Source organism: Lentzea roselyniae (assembly GCF_039537795.1).
GTDB classification, from domain to species: Bacteria; Actinomycetota; Actinomycetes; order Mycobacteriales; family Pseudonocardiaceae; genus Lentzea; species Lentzea atacamensis.
Genome location: NZ_BAABBE010000012.1, coordinates 205,248 through 227,050, shown reverse-complemented (window position 1 = coordinate 227,050; position 21,803 = coordinate 205,248). Strand labels below are relative to the sequence as shown.

Genomic DNA, 21,803 nt, shown 5'->3' with positions numbered 1-21,803 from the left:
CCGAACCTTGATCCCGACAACCAGCCTACGGAGCCGACCGCACCTCACACAACGAATCCCGAGTCAGTGCGTCACGGCCATGACTGAGCCGACTGCCGTAACCCGCAACACATCCCGCCCGTGCAACGATGAGGGGTCAAGAGGGTTGCGGCACACGGAGAGGCTCTGGATGAACGCCCGGCGCGACTCGACCGACGGCCCCGAGAACGTCGACGAGCTCTTTGCCGAGATCGTCGCGGGTCTCGAACGGGACGGGGTCGGCAAGGACTGGCTCGACCTCGACGAGGCGGCCCCGGAGGACCTCAAGCTACGCGACGACGCGACCGACGACATCGCGACCGAGCCCGCGGAAGAGCCTGATCGGCGAGATCGGGACGACGAGGACCACTACGTCCCGCCGGAGCCGCCGCCGTTCCCGGTGCTGCGCGCGTCCACGATCGCGGCGCTCGGCCTCTTCGTGCTCGGCATCGTCCTTCTGGTCGCCCCCGGCATCTTCGGCCTCCAGCCGCGCATCGGCACGCCGCTGTCGCTCGTCGCGCTGTGCGCGGGCGTCGGCTGGCTGATCCTGCGCATGCGCAACACCCCGCCACCCGACTCGGGATGGGACGACGGCGCCCAGGTGTGACATGTCACCTTTTGCTTGGTAACGGCGTGATAACGGCCACTCAAACCTTCAGATAACGATTCGGTCATGCCTACGGTGTCGGGCATGGACCAGATGCAGCACCTGATGATGGCCCGCGCCTTGGCGACTCTGGGCAAGAAGGACGCGGAGCGCGCCAAGCGCCGCCGCCCGCGCATCCTGCGCATGCTCGGCCGCTAGATCCCGGCCGTTCGAGCTGGGTGTTCGCGGCGAGCGAACAGACCCCGACACGCCTGCCGCGACACCTCAACCCGGAAGCCCGCTGCACTTGGCGATCCCGCCCGGCGCAGCGGGCTTCGGCGTGTTCGGGCACCTGCCAGTCCGTCGATCCCAGCCCTGGCGATGTTGAACGCACCAGCCCGTCGCGGATGACATACCAACCGATATATCAGTTCCGTGCGTCTCTGACCTGTGCCTTAGCAATGAGACTTTGGACTTCGCCCGCAAACGAGTCATTGCAAGGGGCAAGCGAGCCGGGATCAGTCGGAGGACAAGGGGCGGCGCAGGACCTCGGGCTTGTGGGGCGCGTCCGGCGAGCGGTCAGGAGCGGCGTGAGTTCCGCGCCATCGAGGCGGACATCTCGCGAGCCAGAGTCGCCGCGCCCACGATGCCCGCGTCGTCACCGAGCTGCGCGGTGCGGATCCGGGCGAGCGGGCGGTGGCCCGCGCCGGTCACCACGGAGGCGTAACGCTCGCGGGCGTCGTCGAGGAACAGCGGTGCCGACTCCGACACCCCTCCTCCGATGACGATCACCTCGGGGTCGTAGACGTCGGCAACCAGCGCCAGGCCCTCGCCCAGCCAGCGGGCCAGGTCGGCCATCGCGCGCTTGGCCAGGGGATCGCCGTCGCGGGCGGCCCCGGCGACGCGGCGGCCGGTCACCGCGCGGGAGTCACCGGCGGCTTCGCGGGCCAGCACGGTCGAGATGCCGGGATGCTTGGCGAGCAGCTCCACGGCGGTGGCGCTCAGGGCCGTGCCGCTGCAGTAGCGCTCCCAGCAGCCGTTCTTGCCGCACGGGCAGGGCCGGCCGTCCGGGACGACGCGCAGGTGACCCAGTTCGGGAGCCACGCCGTGGGCACCGCGGAAGACCTCGCCGTTCAGCAGCAGCGCGGCACCGATGCCCGTGCCGATGGCCACCAACACGGCCGTGTGCGCGCCACGGGCCGCACCGAAGCGGTGTTCGGCGAGGGCGGCGGCGTTCGCGTCGTGTTCCAGCACGACCGGCATGCCCAGGCGGTCGCTCATGCGGTCGGCCACGTCGGCCTGTCGCCACGCCAGGTGTGGCGCGAAACGGACCGTGCGGCGGTCTGAGGCGATGAAGCCCGCCACTGCCAGACCGACGGCGTTCACCGCGTGGCGGTCCGCCACCTCCTCCACGGCGGCGACGATCGCGTCTTCGAGAGCGCGCTCGCCGGCGGGCGTTGGGGCGCGTGAGGTGTCCAGCACCGAGCCACGCGCGTCCACGACGCCCGCGCGCACGCTGGTGCCACCGATGTCCACTCCGACCGTGAGCACTAGTCGGTCTTCCTGACGACCTTGATGTGCTGCACCCGCTGGCCGGCCTCGCCTGCCTCGGCGGGCTCGCCACCCGAGGCCGGCGGTGGCGTCGGCGGGGCACCGGGCTCGCGCAGGGCAGCGCGCAGCACCGCGACAAGGCCCGCCGCGTGCTCGGCGGCCTTCGCGGCCAGTTCGGAACGGTCGCCGCGCAGCAGCGCCACGCCGTTGCACAGAGGGCACCAGCCGCACGTCTCGGGCGTGTGCGAGCCGTCGCCCGCCTCCGCCACACGCTGCAGCCACGGCTGCATGCGCTCAGCGGCCGCGTCGATGAGCAGCCGGAGCTCCTCGGCGAGCTTGCCGGTGTTGTCCTGGGTCATTGAAAACTCCTGATCAGCGCCACAGCGACGGGTCTGGGCGGAACCCCACTGTCACGCCACCCGAGTCCATCTCCGCGCCGGTCACGATGCAGCGCCTCAGCAACGAGGGCAGCGCCACGAGCCGACGCCGGCCGTCGACGGTCAACGCGAGGTCGTCGCCCACGCGCGCGAGGTCGAGCTCCGTGTCATCGGTCAGCGGCAACGCGATACGCAGCGAGTATCGAGCGTCGAGACCGCGTCCGCTGCCCGACACCTCCAGCAACGACTCCGGCACCGCGCCACCGGGCAACGGGTCCGAGTCGCCGTAGAGCTGCCCGGCGACCTCCAGCAGAGCCGGCACGCCGACGGGTTCCGAAGCGCGGTGGTCGACCGTGCGGATCTCGCCGATGCCGGTCAGCTCTGCCAGCACCGCGTCCTGCTCGTGCCGGCGCGTCCGCAGCCACGTCGCGGCGGCACCACGCGCGGAACCCGGCGAAGGCACCAGCCGGTTCGCGATCACACTGTCGACGCGGATTCCCTGCAGCGCCAACGCGGTCAGCGTGCGCCGGGTCTCGGCGGCCACGACGCGTTCGGGTGTCAGCACCAGCCGGACCGAGCACGAGGACGGATCGGCGAGCATGCTCCGCAACGCGTCCAGCCGCTCCGCGAGCCTGCTGAGCGCGTCCGCCGTCGCATCCCACTTCTCGACGGTCCCGGTGCCCGCGACACCGGCCAGCAGCCCGCGCACCACCCGCCGGTGCGTCGGGAAGAGCCTCTCCAGATAGCCGGCGAACGCCTCGGGCAGCGACAGCAGCCGCAACGTCTCCGCGGTCGGCCCGCAGTCGACGACAACGACCTCCCACGGTCCGCTGGAAGCCAGCCGCCGCACCTCCGCGAGCGCGAGGAGCTCCTCGACGCCCGGCAGCACGGTCAGCTCCTCGGCGTCGAGCTCGTCGACGCCCGCGCCCGCCAGCACGGTCCGCAGATGGCCGCGCAGCTCCCCCCACGCCTCGTCGACGAGGCCGCGCGGGTCGATCTGGCACGCGTAAAGACCGTCCGCCGTGTCCACTTCGGACGGCGAGGCGCCCAGACGGACGTCGAGGGCGTCGCCCAGCGAGTGAGCGGGATCGGTCGACACCACGAGCGCCTTGCGGCCGTGCGCCGCCAGGGAGGCCGCCGTCGCGGCGGCCAGTGTCGTCTTGCCGACCCCGCCCTTGCCGGTGAAGAGCAGGACCCGGCTCAAGCCGCCTTCTCCGCGCGCTTCTTGAGCTCCTTGAGCGCGGTGTCGAGGATCAGCTTCTCCGCCTTGCGGCGGAACAGCCCGATCATCGGGATCACCAGCTGCACCGACAGCGTGTAGGTGACCTTGGTACCGGAACCGGACGGCTCCAGCACGTAGCTGCCGTGCTGCGACTTCTGCATGGTGCCCTTGACGAGGTCCCACTGCACCGAAAGGCCGTCCGGGGCCCAGTCGTACTTCAGGACGTACTCATCCTTGACGGGCCCCTGGTCGATCGCGAAGCGCACCTGCTCCGCGCGGCCGTCGTCGCGGGCGTCGAGGACCTCCACCTCTTTCATCCCGTTCGCCCAGTCCGGGTACGACGGGAAATCCGCGATGATCGCCATGATCTTCTCAGGCGGCGCGTCGATGACGATGGACTGAGTGGACTCGTCGGCCATGTGTGAGGAGGTTACTCGCGTCTTTACCAGTTGAGGACGTGAGGCTTGCCGCTGCGCTGGAAGTGCCCGACGTTGACGCACTCGGTGTACCCGATCCGCACCCGGCGGGCGAGCGGCTGGTGCACGTGCCCGAACACCGACCAGCGCGGACGTTCCCGCACGATCTTCTCCAGCGCCGGCCGCGAACCCCACTCGGGACGGCGCGCGACGACGTCGTAGGTCAGATCCGGAACAGCCGGTGGGATGTGCGTGCACAGCACGTCGACGGGACCCATCCGATCCAGTGCGGCCGCCATGTCCTCGTCCGTTCGGAGGTACGGGAACCACGGCGCGTTGGGGTTGCGCATGTGTCCGGGCAGCATCAGCCCGCCACCCGCGAACCCGAACTTCAGCCCGCCGATCTCCACCGCCTCGCCGTCGAGCACGTGCACACCGTCACCGGCGAACTGCGGCCACAGCTGCGGACTGTCCACATTGCCCGGTGTCGCGTACGTCGGCGCGGACATCGCCGAGAACAACGCGTGGTACTGCTCCAGCACCGCCTCTTCCACCACGGAGCGGGCGTCCGCGAGACCGTCCCAGAGGGACCGGATGTAGCTCGCCGTGTCAGCGCGCCTGGTTCCGCGTCGCAGCTCGGCGAAGATCCCCACCTTCTCGGCACCGAAAACGCGCCCGAGGATCCCCTTGGAGTGGTCGTGGTAGTCGACGAAGTCGATCAGGTCGCCGAGCACGACGAGCGCGTCGGCACCGTCACCGGCGCGCGCCAGCGCCTCCGCGTTGCCGTGGACGTCCGAAACCACGTGAACCCGCACAGTCCCCAACCTAGTTCTTGAGACGCGCGTCAACCAAGATCACTCGCCTGGCGGGCAGCCAGGCGGACGACCGTCCTCCAGAGTCAGCTTCAGACCCAGAGCAACGGACTTCGCGTCGAGCTGCCGGCGTAGCACCTCACGGAGCGCGTTGCGCGGGGTGAGCGAGCCCGCGGGCGGATCGGCACGGAGGAAGTAGTGCAGCAGGGTGCCGTCGAGCATCGGCTCGAGCCAGACCTCCATCGTGCCGACGAGCGCGCCGCCGACGGTCCAGCGCAGTCCCTCGTCGCCGCGGTTGGCGTAGACGTCCAGCTCGAGATCCGGCCAGAACGACCGCCACGACGATGGCGAGGCGAAGGCTGCGGCGACCACGCTGGGCGGCACCGCCAGGAAAGTCTCGTCGACGACGTCCACACTGGCCATGGAGTGAAAAGGTAACGGAAGGGCGTACCAACCTTTGTATCGCCGGAATCACACGCTAAGTTTCCCCACCAGTAACAAATCACCGTACGGAGGTTGACGTGCGCGAGTTCAGCGTCCCCGCCACCGCCGCAGTGGCTCCGGAGGAGAACCTCACCGACATGGTGTGGGCCAACGCGGAACGCTTCGGCAACGCCGTCAGCTTCCGCAGGCAGGTGGACGGCACCTGGGTTGACATCACTGCCCGTGACTTCGCCGCGCAGGTCATGGCGGTTGCCAAGGGTCTGATCGCCGCCGGCATCGAGCTCGGCGACCGGATCGGACTGGTCTCCAAGACGCGCTACGAGTGGTCGCTGCTCGACTTCGCCATCTGGGCGGCGGGCGGCGTCGTGGTGCCGATCTACGAGACATCGTCGGCGGACCAGATCGAGTGGATCCTGTCCGACTCGGGCGCGACGGCGGTGTTCGTCGAGGCGTCGTCGCACCGCGCGCTGGTCGACGAGGTCGTCGGCAAGCTGCCCGAGCTGCGCCACGTGTGGCAGATCGAGGGCTCGGCCGCCGCCGTCGACGAGCTGACGGCGCTGGGCGCCGAGATCACCGACGAGCAGGTGCACGAGCGTCGCGGACAGGTCCAGGCGGACCACACGGCGACGCTGGTCTACACGTCCGGCACCACGGGCAGGCCCAAGGGCTGCACGCTGACGCACCGCAACCTGCTGTCCGAGGTGCGGTCGGCGCTGTCGCGGTTCCCGGAGATCCTCACCGCGGGCAACTCGCTGCTGCTGTTCCTGCCGCTCGCACACATCCTGGCGCGTGCTCTGGCGCTGGCGTGCGTGTACTCGCGGGCGACGGTGGGTCACACCGCCGACGTGAAGAACCTCGTCGCGGACCTGGGCCAGTTCCGGCCGACGTTCGTGGTCGCGGTGCCGCGCGTGTTCGAGAAGGTCTACAACGGCGCGAAGCAGAAGGCGCACGCCGGCGGCAAGGGCAAGATCTTCGACGCGGCCGAGGCGACCGCCGTCGAGTACTCGCGCGTGCTGGACAACGGCGGCCCCGGCCTGGTGCTGCGGCTCAAGCACGCGGTGTTCGACAAGCTGGTGTTCTCGAAGCTGCGGGCCGCTCTGGGCGGCCGGGCGATCGCGGCGGTGTCCGGTGGCGCGCCGCTGGGTGACCGGCTGTCGCACTTCTTCCGCGGCGCGGGCATCCCGGTGTACGAGGGCTACGGCCTCACCGAGACGTCGGCGGCGGCGTGCGTGACGTTCAAGGGCCAGGAGAAGGTCGGCACGGTCGGCCTGCCGGTGCCCGGCACGTCGGTGCGGATCGGCGAGGACGGCGAGATCCTCATCAAGGGCGACATCGTCTTCACCGGCTACTGGAACAACGAGGCCGCCACCAAGGAGGCCCTCGAGGACGGCTGGTTCCACACCGGTGACATCGGTGAGCTCGACAGCGACGGTTTCCTGAAGATCACGGGCCGCAAGAAGGAGATCATCGTCACCGCCGGTGGCAAGAACGTCTCCCCCGCGCAGCTCGAGGACCGCATCCGGGCGCACCCCCTGGTGTCGCAGTGCATGGTCGTCGGCGACAAGCAGCCGTTCATCGGCGCGCTGATCACGATCGACCCGGAGTTCTTCCCTGCGTGGAAGGAGTCGCACGGCAAGCCGGCGTCGGCCGAGGTCGCGGACCTGATCGAGGACTCCGACCTGCTGGCCGAGATCCAGGCCGTGGTGGACGAGGCGAACAAGTCGGTGTCGAAGGCCGAGGCGATCCGCAAGTTCCGGGTGCTGCCTATCGACTTCACCGAGGCCGGTGGTGAGATGACGCCGTCGCTGAAGCTCAAGCGCTCTGTCGTGGCGACGACCTACGCGTCGGACATCGACGCCATCTACGCGAAGTAGCAGGTGAAATGCGCGAAAGGCCCAGGAGCTCCAGAGCTCCTGGGCCTTTCGACCCCCAGCGATCGTGATCCGCGGATCTCCGCGGAACCCGAGAAGTTTGTTGCCCCGGCCCCCCGACCGGGACGTGTAGAAGATTGCCGTACGACGCTGACGTATCGCTGACGCGCCGATGTCACTCGGCGACAGCGCGCTAATAGGCTGTCCGGTAGACGGGGATCATTCGGCGCGTACGAGGGGTAGGCAATGGCTTCGGGTCCGCAGTTCCGGCTGCTCGGCCCGCTGGAAGTGCGCCTGAACGACTCCGCTGTCGTCCTGCGCGCGGGCAAGCACCGGGCGTTGCTGGCGGCGTTGCTGCTGCGGCCGAACCGCGTCGTGCCCGTGACGGAACTCGTCGAGCACGTGTGGGGTGACACACCGCCTGCGCGCACGCGTGGAACGTTGCAGACGTACGTGATGCGACTGCGGGCGGCGCTGGGCGACCCGTCGCTGATCCAGACCGCGCCCGACGGCTATCGGATGCGCGTCGACCCGTTGGCGGTGGACGTGCACCGGTTCGCCGACGCGGCTGCCCGCGGACGTGCGGCGGCTGCTTCGAACGATCTGGCGGCGGCGCGGAAAGCGTTTGCCGAGGCGTTGGAGCTGTGGCGCGGCCCGGTGCTGTCGGATGTGCCTTCCGAGACGCTGTACTCCGAGCACGCACCACGGCTGACCGAGCTGCTGATGACTGTCCACGAGCAGCGGATCGACGTGGAGCTCGCGCTGGGCAACCACGCCGACCTGGTGCCGGAGCTGTTCGCGCTGACGCGGGACCACCCGCTGCGGGAGCGGTTCTGGGGGCAGCTGATGCTGGCGCTGTACCGCAGCAGCAGGCAGGCGGAGGCGCTGGAGGCGTTCCGGCAGCTCGACCGGACGCTGGACGAGCAGCTCGGCATCGACCCGGCGGAAGAGCTGCGCGAGCTGCACCAGTCGATCCTCGTGGGCGCGCCGGAACTCGCCGCGCCCGTGGCCCCGCGTGAGCCGGAGCGCGCGCCCGCGTCGCCGATGCGGCTGCCGGACGACATCTCCGACTTCACGGGGCGCGCGTGGCACGTGGAGCGGGTCTCCGGGCTGATCACGCGCGGTGCGGTGCCGATCGTGACGCTGGCGGGCCAGCCGGGCGTGGGCAAGACGACGCTGGCGGTGCACGTGGCGCACCTGCTGCGGGACCACTTCCCGGACGGGCAGCTCTACGTCGACCTGCGTGGGTACGCGCTGGGGCCGCCGGCGGACGGGATGGACGTGCTGTCGCGGTTCCTGCGGGCGCTCGGGGTGCCGCCGGACGAGATCCCGCCGGACGCCGACGAGCAGAGCACGATGCTGCGCTCGTTGCTGTCGGGCCGGCGGATGCTGCTGGTCCTGGACAACGCCTCCGCGCCCGACCAGGTGCGGCCGTTGCTGCCGGGGACGGCGTCGTGCCGGGTGATCGTGACGTCGCGGGACGACCTGCGCGGGCTGATCGCGATGAACGGGGCGCGGACCGTGCCGGTCGACGTGTTCACGCCCGTGGAGTCCGCGTCGTTGCTGTCGACGCTGCTGGGGCCGGGTGACCACGCGGAGCTGGCTGAGCGGTGCGGGCATCTGCCGCTCGCGTTGCGGGTCGCGGCGGCCTACCTCGCGGGGCGCGACGACGTGACGATTTCGGGCTCTCCGATCGAGCTGGCCTACGCGGCTCTCCCGCCCGCGCCGCAGCGGTTGTTCCGGCTGCTGTCGCTCGTGCCGGGCCCTGACTTCACCGCGGAGGGCGCCTCCGCACTGGCCGATGTGGACGCCGACGGCCTGCTGACGGTGCTGGCGATCGCGAACCTCGTGGTGTCCCCGGTGCCCGGCCGCTACCGGTTCCACGACGAGCTCGTGCGGTACGCGGCCACGCTGCGCGAGCAGTCGGACAGCCCTGCCGAGCAGGAAGTCGCGTGGACGGCGCTGCTGAACCACTACCTGCGCGGGGTGGAGCGCTGCGCCGAGCTGCTCTACCCCGGCATCGTGCGGCTGCCGACGTCCGCTTCCGGCCCGGCGCCGCGGATCTCCAGTTCGGCGGAGGCGCTGGCGTGGCTCGACGCGGAACGCCCGAACCTGACCGCGGCCATCCGGCAGGCCGCCGAGCACGGCCCTGCTGAGATGGCGTGGCAGCTCGCCGACGCCTTGCGCGGCTACCTGTGGATCGGCCAGCACGTCGGCGAGTGGCTCGCGACCGCCCACCACGGCCTGCAGGCCGCCCAGGCGTCCGCGCACCGCCCGGCCGAGGCCGCGATGCACGCGAACCTCGGCACCCTCTACCTGCGGCTCGGCGAGTACGCGCTGTCGGTGGAGCACCACAACCAGGCTGTCGGGCTGTACCGGGCGCTGGGCGACAAGGACGCCGAGGCGAGCGTGCTGAACAACCTGAGCCTCGTCCACCGCCGCTCCGGCCAGCTGACCGAGGCGAAGCAGGCCCTCGTCCGCTGCCTGGAGATGCTGCACTCCGCCGACAGCGTCAGCACCGGCCTGTACAACCTCGGCCAGCTCTCCGTGGAGCTCGGCGAGATCGACGGCGCCGTCGAGCACTTCTCGCAGGCACTGGCCCTCGCACCGAACGCCGACAGCCACACCTACCTCGGCATGGCCCTGCGCCTGCAGGGCCGCTTCGGCGAGGCGCGCGCCCACCTCGAACACGCCCTGGAGATCGGCAACGTCCCCGCCGGCGAGGCCGAGGCCCTGGAGAACCTCGCCGCCCTGGAGCTCGCCGAGGGCAACGCGGAGGTCGCGCTGTCGCTGGCCTCACGCGCGCTGACACTGGTCTCGGACGGCGGTGATCCGCAGGTGGCGACCTCGGTGCGGATCATGCTCGGCGAGATCCGCCGCACGGTGTCCGACTTCGACGTCGCGGCCGAGCTGTTCGAGCAGGCTCTCGCCACGGCCAGGCGGATCGGCTACGCCTCCGGCGAGGTCCGCGCGTTGATCAACCTGGCCGTGGTGTGGCGGGATCTCGAACGCCACGCCGACTCCCGGTCAGCCGCCGACCGGGCCGTACGACGCAGTGCCGAACTGGGTTTGCGCGCGCTGGAGAGCCGGGCCCGCGAACTCAGCCGATGAGGCCTTCGAGGCGGTGTGCGAGCTGGTCCCACCGCCAGTGGTCGCTCACCCACTCCCGCCCCGCGCGGCCCATCTTGGCCGCCATCTCTGGGTCGGCGAGCAGGTTGGCGATCCTCTCGGCGACGTTCTCGACGTCACGGCCGTCGACGACGTTGCCGGTGATGCCGTCGCGCACGGTCTCCGGCGCGCCGCCGGACCGTCCGGCGATCACGGGCAGCCCTGTCGCCGAGGCCTCCAGGTAGACGATCCCGAGTCCTTCCACGTCGAGGCCGCGACCGCGGGTGCGGCACGGCATCGCGAAGACGTCGCCGGCGTTGTAGTGCGCGGGCAGTTCCTCCCACGGCACCGAGCCGGTCAGCACGACGTCACGGTTGCCGGCGGCCATCTTCTCCAGCGTTCCCCGGTACGGACCGCCGCCGACGATCAGCAGAGCCGCGTCCGGCACCGTGCGCTGGATCAGCGGCAGCGCGCGGATCAGGATGTCCTGGCCCTTGCGCGGCACCAACCGCGAGACACACACGATCACCGGACGGTCGCCGAGCCCGTGGCGGCGGCGGATCTCGGTGCGGGCGGCCGGATCCGGGCGGTACAGCTCGGTGTCCACACCGGACGGAAGGTGTTCCAGTGCCGCCATCGGACCGAACGCCGCGGCGAACCTTGAGCGGGTGTAGCGGCTGACGTAGGTCACAACGTCCACACCGGACCCGATGGCACGCAACGCCTGCCGTGCCACCGGCAGCATCGACCAGCCGACCTCGTGGCCGTGGGTGCAGGCCACCGCACGGCTCAGGCCGAGTGACGGTGCCAGCAACGCCAGTGGAGCCGCCGCGCCGAACCACGCGGCGTCGCAGGACTCGGCGCGGGCGATGTCGCGGGCGCGCCTGAGCACGTCGGGGGTCGGCAGCATCAGCGACGTCGGATGCCGCACGACGGGGAACGGCTGCTCGGCGTCGAACTCGGCCGCGCCCTTCCACTTCGGCGCGTAGACGACGAGGGACTCCGCGGGCAGCCGTGTCGCCAGAGCGTGCAGGTAGGACTGGATGCCACCGGGGCGGGGCGGGAAGTCGTTGGTCACCAGCAAGGTTCGGCGCACGGAACCCACGCTAGCCGATGTTCGATCGCAGGAACTCGCGCCAGCCCGCCACGTCCACGGCCCGCGGGTCCACAGCGGAAAGCGACGCGTACTGCAGGAAGAAGTCGACGACGCCCCGCTCCCCCAGCTTCGACTCCAGGTAGACCATGATCGAGTACGCCTGCTGGTAAGCCAGATCACGCCTGGGACCACCGAAGTCGGTGGGCAGGGCGGAGACGTCGGAGGTGAGCAACGGCGCGGCCTGGCGCAGCGGTACCCCGAGGCCGTGGAACGCCACCCAGTCCGCGAAGCCCTCCACCAGCCACAGCGGTGCCGAGTCCGACGTCAGGTCGCGCGTCGCCACGTGCGTGATCTCGTGCCGCAGCAGCACACGCAGTTCCAACGTCGTCAGTGGCGCCGCACGCACCCGATTGAGCACCACACGTTGCGTCGCACCGTCGCGAATCGCGACGCCGGCCATGTCCGCGAAGGCCGGCCCGACGAGTGAAACGAGTTCGGCATCGGTCGCCGGAATGACGACATCGGCCCGCCGCGCCCAGGTGATATCCAATATATCGGCGACACCGGCCACCGACTCGTCCACGAGACCGGACACCCGAGCCGCGAGCTCGCCGTCACAAGAAGTGCTGGTTACAGTGCCCGACGACACCGTCAGCACCACTTCTTTGCAATGAATTGTTGCAGTCGGCTGCAACTCAACGGGCCGCATTGCAACGCTGAGGCCCAGCAGGAACGTCATGGCGACCGTGATCGCCAGCAACGTCCTGAGGTGCTTCACCCGCGAAACGCTAGCCCTCGATGCGCCGAATCACCGCGATGGGCCCGATGGCGTCGATGGGCGCGATCTTCACCGGCTGCCCCTCGGTGGAGGCGTGCACGGCCCTCGTGTTGTCGACGGCCATCGCGACGTGCGACCGGCTCGAGTAGTAGATGATGAGGTCGCCCGCACGGACGTCAGCGCGCGTCACGACGCGCCCGACCCCGGCCTGTCCACCGGACGTGCGCGGAATCGCGTACCCGGCAGCCGCGTAAGCCTTCATCGTCAGACCGGCGCAGTCCCACTCGTGGAGCCCGGTCGCGCCGTACCGGTACTCGTCGCCGCGTTGCTCCAGCGCGAACGCCAGTGCGAGCCCGGCCGCCCCCTGGGGCACGCTGACCGGTGACCGGTCCCCCGGATCGCGCAGCTGGTTCACGACCGGCGCGGGCAGCCGCGCCAACGCCGCGCGCACCTCACCGGTCTGCGCCTGCAACGCGCGGCTCCGTGCGTCCAGATCGCTCTTCAGCCGCTCGGCCGCCGACATCGCCTCAGCGGCACGGGTCCGCGCGTTCTCCGCCACCTGGTGCGCCAGCCGCGCCTTCTCCACCGCACCGGACAACAGCGCCAGCGACTCGGCCTTGTCCGCGGCCAGCACCCGCATCATCTCCAGGCGGTTCAGGAAGTCCTGCTGCGAGTCCGCGACGAGCAGCGCCGACAGCTGGTTGAACCGCGCGCCCTCGAACGACGCCTGGGTGATGAGGTCCACCTGGTCGCGGAAGGCGTTCTCGTCCGACTTCGCCTGCCGCTCGATCTGCTGCGCCGCCGCGACGTCCGCGGTCGCGCGTTCGAGCTCGGCCCGCCGCAGAACCAGATCCTCCTGTGCGCGCAGCACTTCCTCGTTGAGCTTCGTCGCCTGCGCCGTCAGATCGGCGTACACGCGCGCCGGATCAGCCGGCTGTGCGGCGAACGACACGGCCGGGAGAGCGGAGAAGAGCAGGGCGGTGACCAGAACACCGCGGGTGAGCTTGCGCGACATCACGTCGCCGATCCCCTTCGCGAGAACAAGACCGTCAAGATCGACGGCGTCAGGCTACCGGGTGATCAAACGCGCCCGAGACGGGCCAGCAACACGGCGGACGGCACCGGATGCGCACCACGCCGGCGCACCGAGTCGGCGACCGCGCGATCCGACGTCACCACCACCACGGGACGTCCCTCGGGCTCCGCGGTGACCAGCGCGCGAATCACGTCATCAGCCAGAACACCGGGGTCGCTGAAGAGCACGCGCACGCCACGAGGCGCCGCCGCGGGCACGGCCACCACCCCCGCGCCGTCGAACACCAACGTGACCTCGGCACCCGTGCGCGCGGCCAGCACGGCCAGTTGGTGCACCAACCGATCGCGTTGGTCCGACAGCGACAGCTCCGGATAACCGGTCTTCGTGACGTTGTAGCCGTCCACAACCAGGTGCACGGCGGGCAACGCCAGCAGCCGGTCGAGGGCGGCAGGGTCTTCCACGCGTCCAACGGCTCCCTGCGACGCGCTGGCGCCGCGCACGAGATCGGCGGGACGCGGCCCGGTGCCACCCAGCGCCAGCTCGCGGCGCAAACCCGTCACGGCACCGTCGAGCGTGTCGACGAGCAGCGCGAGCCGTACCTCGTCCGCCTGGCGGGCTTCCCGCGCTGACTGCCGCGCGACCTCGGCGTCGGCGATCGCCCGTTGCGCCTTGCCCCGCTCGGTCTCCGCCCGTTCGCGTTCGCGGTCGCGTTCGGCGGTGAGACGCTTGACCTCGTCCGCCGTGCGCGCCCGGATCTTGTCCACCTCTGCGGCCGCCGCCTCCGCGGCGTCCTTGGCCTCACGCAGCTTCACGCCCTGCTCGCGCAACCGCTTGCGCAGGCGTTCCAGCTCGATCTCGGCGTCCGCGCGGACACGTTCGGCGGCGCCGTCGAGCTGGCTGCGTTCGGCATTCAGCCGCTCCAGCTCGCTCTCCAGCCGTTCCGCCCGCGTCACAGCGGCATCCCGCTCGGCACGCAACGTCGCGTCGCCGACCCGTCGCGACACCAGCTCCACGTAGTGCAGTGCGACCTCGTCACCGGTCAGCACCGCCGCCGCGGCAGCCGTCACCGGGTCGGGCGAGGTCACCTCCAGCGTCGACGGCCGGTTCTTCCGCAGCCACTCCACGACGGCGGTGCGGAAGTTCGCCGAGTTCCTCAGGGCGGCGACGACCTGCGGCCCGCCCAGCCGGGCGCGTTTCGTCGGCGCGAACTTGGCCACCGGCCGCAGGTGCTGGGGCACGTCGACCTTCGCCATCTCACCCAGAGCGTCGGCGCCCAGCTCCGCCAGCCTCACCCGCAACGGCTCCGGCAGGGCCGACCAGTCCACAGTGGATTCGTCTGCGGACTCGCCTACCTCCTCGGCAGGCTGGTCGAACTCTGGCTCGGGCATCGGGTCTGGCACCCCAACAGGCTAGAGCCCCGGTGCCTGAGCAGCGCACGGACATCTCCCGCCTTCAGGACAACGATCTGGAAAAGGCTGACCGGCGACCTCCGGTGGACCTGACAACCGCAGGTCAACGCCCCTGCGAATGATCACCGCCGAAAATTGTCAGACCCCGCCGCTAACGTCCACATCGTGACCGGTCAACTGTCCTTCGACGAGCTGGGGACGCCTCTGCGCGACACGACGTTCGTCGTCTTCGACCTGGAGACGACGGGCGGAAGCGCCGAGGAGGACGCCGTCACCGAGATCGGTGCGGTGAAGGTGCGCGCCGGCGAGGTGCTCGGCGAGTTCGCCACGCTGGTCGACCCGGAGCGCGGCATCCCCGTCCAGGTGGCGCAGCTGACCGGCATCACGCAGCTGATGGTCACGGGCGCGCCGAGGCTGCAGACGGTGCTGCCCGCGTTCCTGGAGTTCGCGGCGGGAGCGGTGCTGGTGGCGCACAACTCCGGCTTCGACATCAGCTTCCTCAAGGCGGCCTGCGAGCGGTACGGCTACCGGTGGCCGAAACCGCCGGTGGTCTGCACGGTGAAACTGGCGCGGCGCGTGCTGAGCCGCGACGAGGCACCGTCGTGCCGCCTGTCCGCCCTGGCCGACCTGTTCCGCACGTCGACCAGGCCGACGCACCGGGCGCTGGCCGACGCCCGCGCCACGGTCGAGGTGCTGCACGCGTTGCTGGAACGCGTCGGCAACGTGGGCGTGCACTCCCTGGAAGAACTGCTGGCGTACCTGCCGGAGGTGACGCCGGAACAGCGCCGCAAGCGCTCGCTGGCCGCGCACCTGCCGTCCAAGCCGGGCGTGTACCTCTTCCGCGGCCCGAAGGAAGAGGTGCTCTACGTCGGCACAGCGTCGGATCTGCGCCGCCGCGTCCGGCAGTACTTCACCGCCAGCGAGGGCAGACGCAGGCTCCGCGAGATGGTCGCGCTCGCGGTGCGCGTCGACGCCGTCGAGTGCGCGCATCCCTTGGAGGCAGAGGTGCGCGAGCTGCGGCTGCTGCGGGCTCACCGCCCCGCCTACAACCGCAGATCGAAGAACCCGCACCACGCGTGGTGGCTGGTGCTGACCGACGAGCCGTTCCCGAGACTGTCGATGGTCAGAAACCCGCGTGACGGCGCGCTGGGCCCGTTCCGCACGCGTCAGGCAGCCGAGTCGGTGGCGAGCGCGCTCCTCGACGCCGTGCCGCTGCGCTCGTGCACGATCAAGATCCCGGCGTCGAACCAGCGGGCCTCCCCGTGCGCGCTGGCCGAACTGGGCCGCTGCCAGGCCCCGTGCGCGGGCCGTCAGAGCGTGGAGGAGTACTCCCCCGCGGTCACGGCGGTCCGCGACCTGGTCGTCGGCCGGAGCGCAGACCCGTTACGCACGCTCATCGACCAACTGGGCAACCTGGCCTCGGCCGAGCGCTTCGAGGAAGCGGCGACCCGCCGCGACCGGCTGGCCGGCCTGGTCCGGTCACTCGACCGCGCCCAGCGCCTGGCCGCTCTCGCCGCGCTGCCGCAACTCGTGGCGGCACGGCCGGACCGCGAGGGCGGCTGGGAGTTCTCGGTCGTCCGCTACGGCCGGCTCGCCTCAGCCGGAGTCGCCCGCCGCGGCACCCGCCCGATGCCGGTGGTCGACGCGCTCGTCGCCTCGGCCGAGACCGTCATACCGGCAGCCGGTCCACTCCGGGGTGCGCCACCGGAGGAGACCGGCGTCGTGCTGCGCTGGCTCGACCAGCCGGGCACCCGCCTGGTGTACGCGGACGAGCCCTGGTCCTCCCCCGCCGGTGCCGCGGCGGCATGGGTGCCGTGGGCCGAACAAGCCGCAGGCGCCCGCCCCCTGCACGACCGCTGGGCCTGACCCGCACCGCACCTTTGCAACAGGTCTTTTGACGACGTCGTCAAAAGACCTGTTGCTAAGACCCAGGTAAACAGCACATCAGGCAGCTTATATATCGGATTTCAGCGCGTTGCGAGGTGTCCAGGGCGCAGAATCGCGATCATGAGCGATCTCGGTTACGCGCTGCACCACGTCCAGTTGGCGATCCCGGCGGGCGCTGAGAACGACTGCCGCGCCTTCTACGTCGGAGTGCTCGGTATGGAGGAGGTGCCGAAGCCTCCGGCGCTCGCCGCCCGCGGTGGGCTGTGGGTGCGATCGGGGTCGTTGGAGATCCACCTCGGCGTGGAGGCCGAGTTCCGGCCGGCCCGCAAAGCGCATCCGGGCATCCTCGTCGGCGACCTGGACGCACTCGCCGAACGGCTTGCCGCCGCGGGCACCGAGGTCGCCTGGGACGAGAACTTCCCGGCCTACCGCCGGTTCCACGCGTTCGACAACGTGGGCAACCGGCTGGAGTTCATGACCCCTGCGTGACGTGAACGCTGGTAGGGCAGACTACGAGTGCTTTAGTCACCGTGCTGAGACCAGAGGAGGACGCCGTGGTCACCGCCATCGTGCTGATCCAGGCCGCCGCCGAACGCATTCCCGAGGCGGCGCAGGAGATCGCCGACATCGACGGAGTCACGGAGGTGTACTCCTGCGCCGGTGACGTCGACCTGATCGCGCTCGTGCGGGTGAGCAAGCACGAGGACCTGGCCGCGCTGGTGCCCGGCAAGATCAGCAAGGTCGCCGGCGTGCTGAACACCGACACGCACATCGCGTTCCGCAGCTACTCGAAGCGCGACGACGAGGCGGCCTTCGCCATCGGCTTGGACGACGCCCAGTAGTCGCCGCCAGCACCTGAGAACAACGAAAAGCCCCCGTGAACCATCACGGGGGCTTTCGCGGTTTCTGGCGGGACGATCAGTCCTTCGAGTCGGACGGCTTGCCCGCGAGCTCGCCGGCCTTGTCCTCGGCGCTGATCTCCTCGGAGACGTGCGCCTTCTTGCGCGCGTTCTCCAGGGCCACGGTCTCCTCGACCGGGTCCGGCGACCAGGTGCTGCCGACGACCGGGTGACCGGCCGAGCCGAGCTTGTTCATCTTCTTCGGCACCGACGCGCCCTGGTAGGCGAGCGGGATCGGGTGGCCGTGGTCGTCCACCGGGCCGAGCGGCTGGTGGATCTCGATGAACTCGCCGTGCGGCAGGCGCTTGATGATGCCGGTCTCGACACCGTGCTCGAGCACCTCGCGGTCACCGCGCTGCAGGCCGATGCAGATGCGGTAGGCCACGAAGTAGGCGATCGGCGGCAGGACCAGCATGCCGATGCGGCCCATCCACGTCGTCAGGTTCAACGAGATGTCGAACTTGTACGCGAAGATGTCGTTGCCGCCCATGAGCAGCAGGACCATGAAGTACGTGATCGCCATCCAGCCGAGCGCGGTGCGGACGGGCACGTCACGCGGGCGCTGCAGCAGGTTGTGGTGCGCGTAGTCCTTGGTCATCTTGCGCTCGATCCACGGGTAGACCGCCGCGATGCCGGTCAGCAGCGGCAGACCGAGGATGAACGGCAGGAACGGCGCCGGGATCGTGTAGTTGCCCAGGTAGAACTCCCACGCGGGCCAGATGCGGACCAGGCCGTCGGTCCAGCCCATGTACCAGTCCGGCTGCGAGCCGGCAGAGACCTGCGCGGGGTTGTACGGGCCGAAGTTCCAGATCGGGTTGATCTGGAAGACGCCACCCATGATCGCGATGACACCGACGACGATGGCGAAGAAGCCGCCGCCCTTGGCCGCGAACACCGGCATGATGCGGACGCCGACGACGTTGGTCTCCTTGCGGCCCACGCCGGGGAACTGCGTGTGCTTCTGGTACCAGACCAGCGCGAGGTGCGCCGCGATCAGACCCAGGATGATCGCCGGGATGATCAGGATGTGCGCGGTGTAGAGCATCGGGATGATGTCCGTGCCGGGGAACTCCCCGCCGAACATCAGCCAGTTCAGCCACGTGCCGATGACCGGGAACGAGATCAGCAGCGCCGCCATGACGCGGAGGCCGGTGCCCGAGAGCAGGTCGTCCGGCAGCGAGTAGCCGAGGAAGCCCTCGATCGCGCCGAGCATGAACAGCACGATGCCGATGACCCAGTTGATCTCACGCGGCTTGCGGAACGCGCCGGTGAAGAAGATCCGGAACATGTGCACGACGATCGCGGCCATGAACAGCAGCGCCGCCCAGTGGTGCACCTGGCGGACGAACAGGCCACCGCGCGTCTCGAACGAGATGTCGAGCGTCGAGGCGAACGCGCGCGACATCTCGATGCCGCGCAGGTTCTCGAACGCGCCGTTGTAGGTGACCTCGGTCATCGACGGGTCGAAGAACAACGCCAGGTACGTACCCGACAGCAGCAGCACGATGAAGCTGTACAGCGCGATCTCGCCGAGCAGGAACGACCAGTGCGTCGGGAAGACCTTGTTCAGCTGTTTGCGCAGGCCAGCAGCTGCGTGGTAGCGCTCGTCGGCAGCGTTGGCCGCCGCTCCGGCGACGCGCGCGGCCGCGTTGGCCGGCTTCGTCGGCGTGGTGATGGCACTCATGACTTCCGCTCCCAGAACGCCGGACCCACAGCCTCGATGAAGTCGCTGCGGGCAACCAAGTATCCGTCTTCGTCCACAGTGATCGGAAGCTGCGGCAGAGGACGGGTCGCCGGACCGAACCGCGGCTTGGCGTACTCGAACACGTCGAACTGCGACTGGTGGCACGGGCAGAGCAGCAGACCGGTCTGCTGCTCGAACAGCGACGTCGGGCAACCCAGGTGCGTGCAGATCTTCGAGTACGCGTACAGGTCGCCGTAGTTGAAGTCTTCCTGGCCCGCGCGCTTCGTGATCGCCTGGTTCGGGCGCATGCGGATGAGCATGACCGGCGCGTCGGCCCGCTTGAGGGCCGCGACCAGCGCGTGCTCGTCGTTGCGCTCCGACTCGCGGAACGGGAACACCGTCTCGAAGCCGCCCGGCTCGACGTCCTCGGGACGCACGAGGGAGACCTCGTGGAAGTTGCCGGTGTGGCGGCGGAGGTAGACCTTCTCGCCCGGCTTCTCCGGCTTCCAGCTGGTGTGCCACAGCGAGTTCTTGGTCTCGCTGTCCGAGTGCGGGTTCTTCACCAGCGCACCGAGCGGGACGACCGTGATGCCGAGACCCAGCACGCCGGCGCCGAGGCCGGCCGTGCGCTTGATCAGGCTGCGGCGGGCGATGCCGCTGCGCTCACCGGCGTCGGCGAGCTCGGCGACCAGGGTGGCGCGGTCGACCTCGGCCGACGGGCCGTCGTGCCGCTGCTGCACCGCGAGCTCATCGGGGATGAACTTCTTGGTGTAGAGCAGCGCACCGACGCCCAGGCCCACCACCGACAGGCCCAGGAACAGGCCGATCAGCGGGTTGTAGAGCATGTGCAGCAGGTGGCCGTCGGTGTGCGGGGCCTCGTACTCCCACGGCCAGAACAGGAACACGCCGAGGAAGGCGAGACCCGACAGCGCGGAGATCATGAACCACAGGGCGACCTGACGCTGAGCGCGGCGCTCGGCGCGGGTGCCGGAGACCGGCCACTTCTCCTCGTAGTGGACGAGCTCGACGCCGTCCATCTTGGTGCCGAGCTTGACGAGGTCGTCCCGGCTCATCTCCGCGAGCTCTGCCTCGCTGGGCAGCTCGGTCGGCTTGTCGCCGCTCATGCCTTGGCTCCGATCCAGAGGGTCACGCCGATGAGCGCGGCGATACCCACGATGAACGCGATCAATCCCTCGGACACGGGCCCGAACCCGCCCAGGGGGTTACCGCCGGAGTTGTTGTTTCCGTCGGTGACCGACTTGACGTACGCGATGATGTCTTTCTTCTCTTCCGGCGTGAGCTGGCGCTCGCCGAACTTCGGCATGTTCTGCGGGCCGCTCAGCATCGCCGTGTAGATCTGCTCCTCGGTGACGCCGTCGAGCGCCGGCGCGAACTTGCCGGACGACAGCGCGCCACCACGACCCGTGAAGTTGTGGCAGCTGGCGCAGTTGAGGCGGAAGAGCTCGCCGCCGCGCGCTGGGTTGTCGCCGCGCAGGGCCTCACCGGACTCGGAGGGCTTCTTCGGACCCTCGCCGCCGTTCGCGGTGATGTAGGCCATCAGCGCGTTGATCTCCTCGGGAGAGAGCTTCGCGGGCTTGCGGATGGCCTGCGCCTCCTGCCGCGCCATGGGCATGCGGCCGGAGGAAGTCTGGAAGTACACCGCGGCGTCGCCGACGCCGATCAGGCTCGGCCCGCGGTCCTTGACACCCTCGAGAGACGGGCCGTGGCAGCTCAGACAGGTGTTCAGGTAGATCTGCTCGCCCTGGCGGACCAGGGCGTCCTGCTGCTGTGCCTGGGCGGTCTGCGCCGTGGGCGCGAAGGCGGCGAACAGCATGCCGGCGCTCAGCAGGCCGAAGCCCAGTGCGAGCAGTCCGGCGACCCGGCGACGCAGCTTCGTGCGGGCGCCGCGGGGGCGTTTCGTCGTGGTGGTCATGGTGTGCGGCAACCCTTGCTGTCAGTTCGGGAGCTCGTGGCTGGGGATCAGGTCAGGGCACGATGTAGATGATGGCGAACAGCCCGATCCACACGACGTCGACGAAGTGCCAGTAGTACGACACGACGATCGCGGAGGTGGCCTGTGCCGGAGTGAACTTGCTGAGCTTCGTCCGGATCAACAGGTAGACGAAGGCGATCAGACCACCGATGACGTGCAGGCCGTGGAAGCCGGTCGTCAGGTAGAAGACCGTTCCGTAGGCCGACGACGGGATGGTCGTGCCCTCGTGGATCAGCTGGACGTACTCACCTGCCTGACCGCCCACGAAGATCGCGCCCATGATGAGCGTCACGATGTACCAGCGACGCAGACCGAAGACGTCACCGCGCTCAGCCGCGAACACTCCCCACTGGCACGTGAAGGACGACGCGACCAGGATGATCGTGAAGACCGACGCGTAGGGGATGTTGAGGTGCGTGGGGGGCGGAGGCCAAGGTCCCTCGTTCTGGGCCTTCACCGTGAAGAACATGGCGAAGAGGCCAGCGAAGAACATGAGCTCGCTGGACAGCCAGACGATCGTGCCGACGCTGACCATGTTCGGGCGGTTCAGCGAGTGCACGCGCTGGCCGATTGAAGGCGCTGCCGTGGTCACGGGCAGCATTATTGCTTGCGCTAT

At 69.8% G+C, this 21,803-nt stretch carries 20 protein-coding genes; 6 read left to right on the top strand and 14 right to left on the bottom strand.

Annotated features, from left to right (window positions below; genetic code table 11):
- Window positions 1–169 precede the first annotated feature (169 nt).
- A complete protein-coding gene (locus tag ABFX45_RS23090) occupies window positions 170–625 on the top strand; it encodes a hypothetical protein (protein WP_346131906.1) in 456 nt (151 codons plus the stop codon).
- Between the two features lie 558 nt (window positions 626–1,183).
- On the opposite strand, the gene ABFX45_RS23085 is transcribed toward ABFX45_RS23090, so the two are convergent.
- The 6 genes from ABFX45_RS23085 to ABFX45_RS23060 are packed head-to-tail and all read right to left on the bottom strand — an operon-like array spanning window position 1,184 to window position 5,405.
- The gene (locus ABFX45_RS23085) at window positions 1,184–2,140 is read right to left on the bottom strand and encodes an ROK family glucokinase (protein WP_112229338.1); all 957 of its coding nucleotides are present in this window, start codon (window positions 2,138–2,140) and stop codon (window positions 1,184–1,186) included.
- Between the two features lie 14 nt (window positions 2,141–2,154).
- Entirely contained in the window at window positions 2,155–2,514 is a 360-nt protein-coding gene (locus ABFX45_RS23080; RefSeq protein ID WP_109640547.1) for a hypothetical protein, read from the bottom strand.
- Between the two features lie 13 nt (window positions 2,515–2,527).
- Window positions 2,528–3,736: an ArsA family ATPase gene (locus ABFX45_RS23075; protein WP_109640548.1), complete on the bottom strand. Its 1,209-nt coding sequence runs from the start codon at window positions 3,734–3,736 to the stop codon at window positions 2,528–2,530.
- Complete coding sequence (locus ABFX45_RS23070; protein ID WP_109640549.1) at window positions 3,733–4,173, bottom strand: SRPBCC family protein; 441 nt, start codon at window positions 4,171–4,173, stop codon at window positions 3,733–3,735. The genes ABFX45_RS23075 and ABFX45_RS23070 overlap by 4 nt, the downstream gene beginning before the upstream one ends.
- 23 nt (window positions 4,174–4,196) lie before the next feature.
- A complete protein-coding gene (locus tag ABFX45_RS23065; RefSeq protein WP_211337639.1) occupies window positions 4,197–4,985 on the bottom strand; it encodes a metallophosphoesterase family protein in 789 nt (262 codons plus the stop codon).
- Window positions 4,986–5,024: 39 nt separating this feature from the next.
- Complete coding sequence (locus tag ABFX45_RS23060) at window positions 5,025–5,405, bottom strand: polyketide cyclase / dehydrase and lipid transport (RefSeq protein WP_346131905.1); 381 nt, start codon at window positions 5,403–5,405, stop codon at window positions 5,025–5,027.
- 98 nt (window positions 5,406–5,503) lie between these two features.
- On the opposite strand from ABFX45_RS23060, the gene ABFX45_RS23055 reads away from it, so the two are divergent.
- A complete protein-coding gene (locus ABFX45_RS23055; protein WP_109640551.1) occupies window positions 5,504–7,300 on the top strand; it encodes an AMP-dependent synthetase/ligase in 1,797 nt (598 codons plus the stop codon).
- A 243-nt stretch (window positions 7,301–7,543) separates the two neighbouring features.
- Window positions 7,544–10,408 (top strand): AfsR/SARP family transcriptional regulator, encoded by a 2,865-nt coding sequence (locus ABFX45_RS23050; protein ID WP_346131904.1) that lies wholly within the window; start codon window positions 7,544–7,546, stop codon window positions 10,406–10,408.
- On the opposite strand, the gene ABFX45_RS23045 is transcribed toward ABFX45_RS23050, so the two are convergent.
- From ABFX45_RS23045 to ABFX45_RS23030, 4 genes are all read right to left on the bottom strand, one after another.
- A complete protein-coding gene (locus tag ABFX45_RS23045; protein ID WP_109640668.1) occupies window positions 10,398–11,501 on the bottom strand; it encodes a glycosyltransferase family 4 protein in 1,104 nt (367 codons plus the stop codon). The genes ABFX45_RS23050 and ABFX45_RS23045 overlap by 11 nt on opposite strands.
- A 10-nt stretch (window positions 11,502–11,511) precedes the next feature.
- Window positions 11,512–12,279 (bottom strand): hypothetical protein, encoded by a 768-nt coding sequence (locus ABFX45_RS23040; protein WP_346131903.1) that lies wholly within the window; start codon window positions 12,277–12,279, stop codon window positions 11,512–11,514.
- 10 nt (window positions 12,280–12,289) lie between these two features.
- The gene (locus ABFX45_RS23035) at window positions 12,290–13,294 is read right to left on the bottom strand and encodes a C40 family peptidase (RefSeq protein ID WP_109640554.1); all 1,005 of its coding nucleotides are present in this window, start codon (window positions 13,292–13,294) and stop codon (window positions 12,290–12,292) included.
- 65 nt (window positions 13,295–13,359) lie between these two features.
- Window positions 13,360–14,703 carry an NYN domain-containing protein gene (locus ABFX45_RS23030; protein WP_346131902.1) on the bottom strand — a complete coding sequence of 448 codons (1,344 nt, stop codon included), beginning with the start codon at window positions 14,701–14,703 and terminating at the stop codon, window positions 13,360–13,362.
- 186 nt (window positions 14,704–14,889) lie between these two features.
- Here ABFX45_RS23030 and ABFX45_RS23025 point away from each other — a divergent pair, with 186 nt between their 5' ends.
- The 3 genes from ABFX45_RS23025 to ABFX45_RS23015 all read left to right on the top strand — a co-directional run bounded on the left by ABFX45_RS23025 (window position 14,890) and on the right by ABFX45_RS23015 (window position 17,453).
- Window positions 14,890–16,590 (top strand): DEDD exonuclease domain-containing protein, encoded by a 1,701-nt coding sequence (locus ABFX45_RS23025; RefSeq protein WP_346131901.1) that lies wholly within the window; start codon window positions 14,890–14,892, stop codon window positions 16,588–16,590.
- A gap of 141 nt (window positions 16,591–16,731) precedes the next feature.
- On the top strand, window positions 16,732–17,100 hold the full coding sequence (locus tag ABFX45_RS23020) for a VOC family protein (RefSeq protein WP_346131900.1): 369 nt from the start codon (window positions 16,732–16,734) through the stop codon (window positions 17,098–17,100).
- A 65-nt stretch (window positions 17,101–17,165) separates the two neighbouring features.
- Window positions 17,166–17,453 (top strand): Lrp/AsnC family transcriptional regulator, encoded by a 288-nt coding sequence (locus tag ABFX45_RS23015; protein WP_045309335.1) that lies wholly within the window; start codon window positions 17,166–17,168, stop codon window positions 17,451–17,453.
- Between the two features lie 76 nt (window positions 17,454–17,529).
- Here ABFX45_RS23015 and qcrB read toward each other — a convergent pair whose 3' ends face one another.
- From qcrB to ctaE, 4 genes are read right to left on the bottom strand one after another with little or no spacing between them, the layout of a single operon-like run.
- Window positions 17,530–19,194, bottom strand: a complete 1,665-nt coding sequence (gene qcrB, locus ABFX45_RS23010; RefSeq protein WP_109640557.1) for a cytochrome bc1 complex cytochrome b subunit — start codon at window positions 19,192–19,194, stop codon at window positions 17,530–17,532.
- Window positions 19,191–20,318 (bottom strand): cytochrome bc1 complex Rieske iron-sulfur subunit, encoded by a 1,128-nt coding sequence (gene qcrA, locus ABFX45_RS23005; RefSeq protein ID WP_109640558.1) that lies wholly within the window; start codon window positions 20,316–20,318, stop codon window positions 19,191–19,193. The genes qcrB and qcrA overlap by 4 nt, the downstream gene beginning before the upstream one ends.
- Window positions 20,315–21,127, bottom strand: coding sequence for a cytochrome bc1 complex diheme cytochrome c subunit (gene qcrC, locus ABFX45_RS23000; protein WP_112229200.1), 813 nt, complete (start codon window positions 21,125–21,127; stop codon window positions 20,315–20,317). The genes qcrA and qcrC overlap by 4 nt, the downstream gene beginning before the upstream one ends.
- A gap of 52 nt (window positions 21,128–21,179) precedes the next feature.
- The gene (ctaE, locus tag ABFX45_RS22995; protein ID WP_109640560.1) at window positions 21,180–21,788 is read right to left on the bottom strand and encodes an aa3-type cytochrome oxidase subunit III; all 609 of its coding nucleotides are present in this window, start codon (window positions 21,786–21,788) and stop codon (window positions 21,180–21,182) included.
- Between the last annotated feature and the right edge of the window lie 15 nt (window positions 21,789–21,803).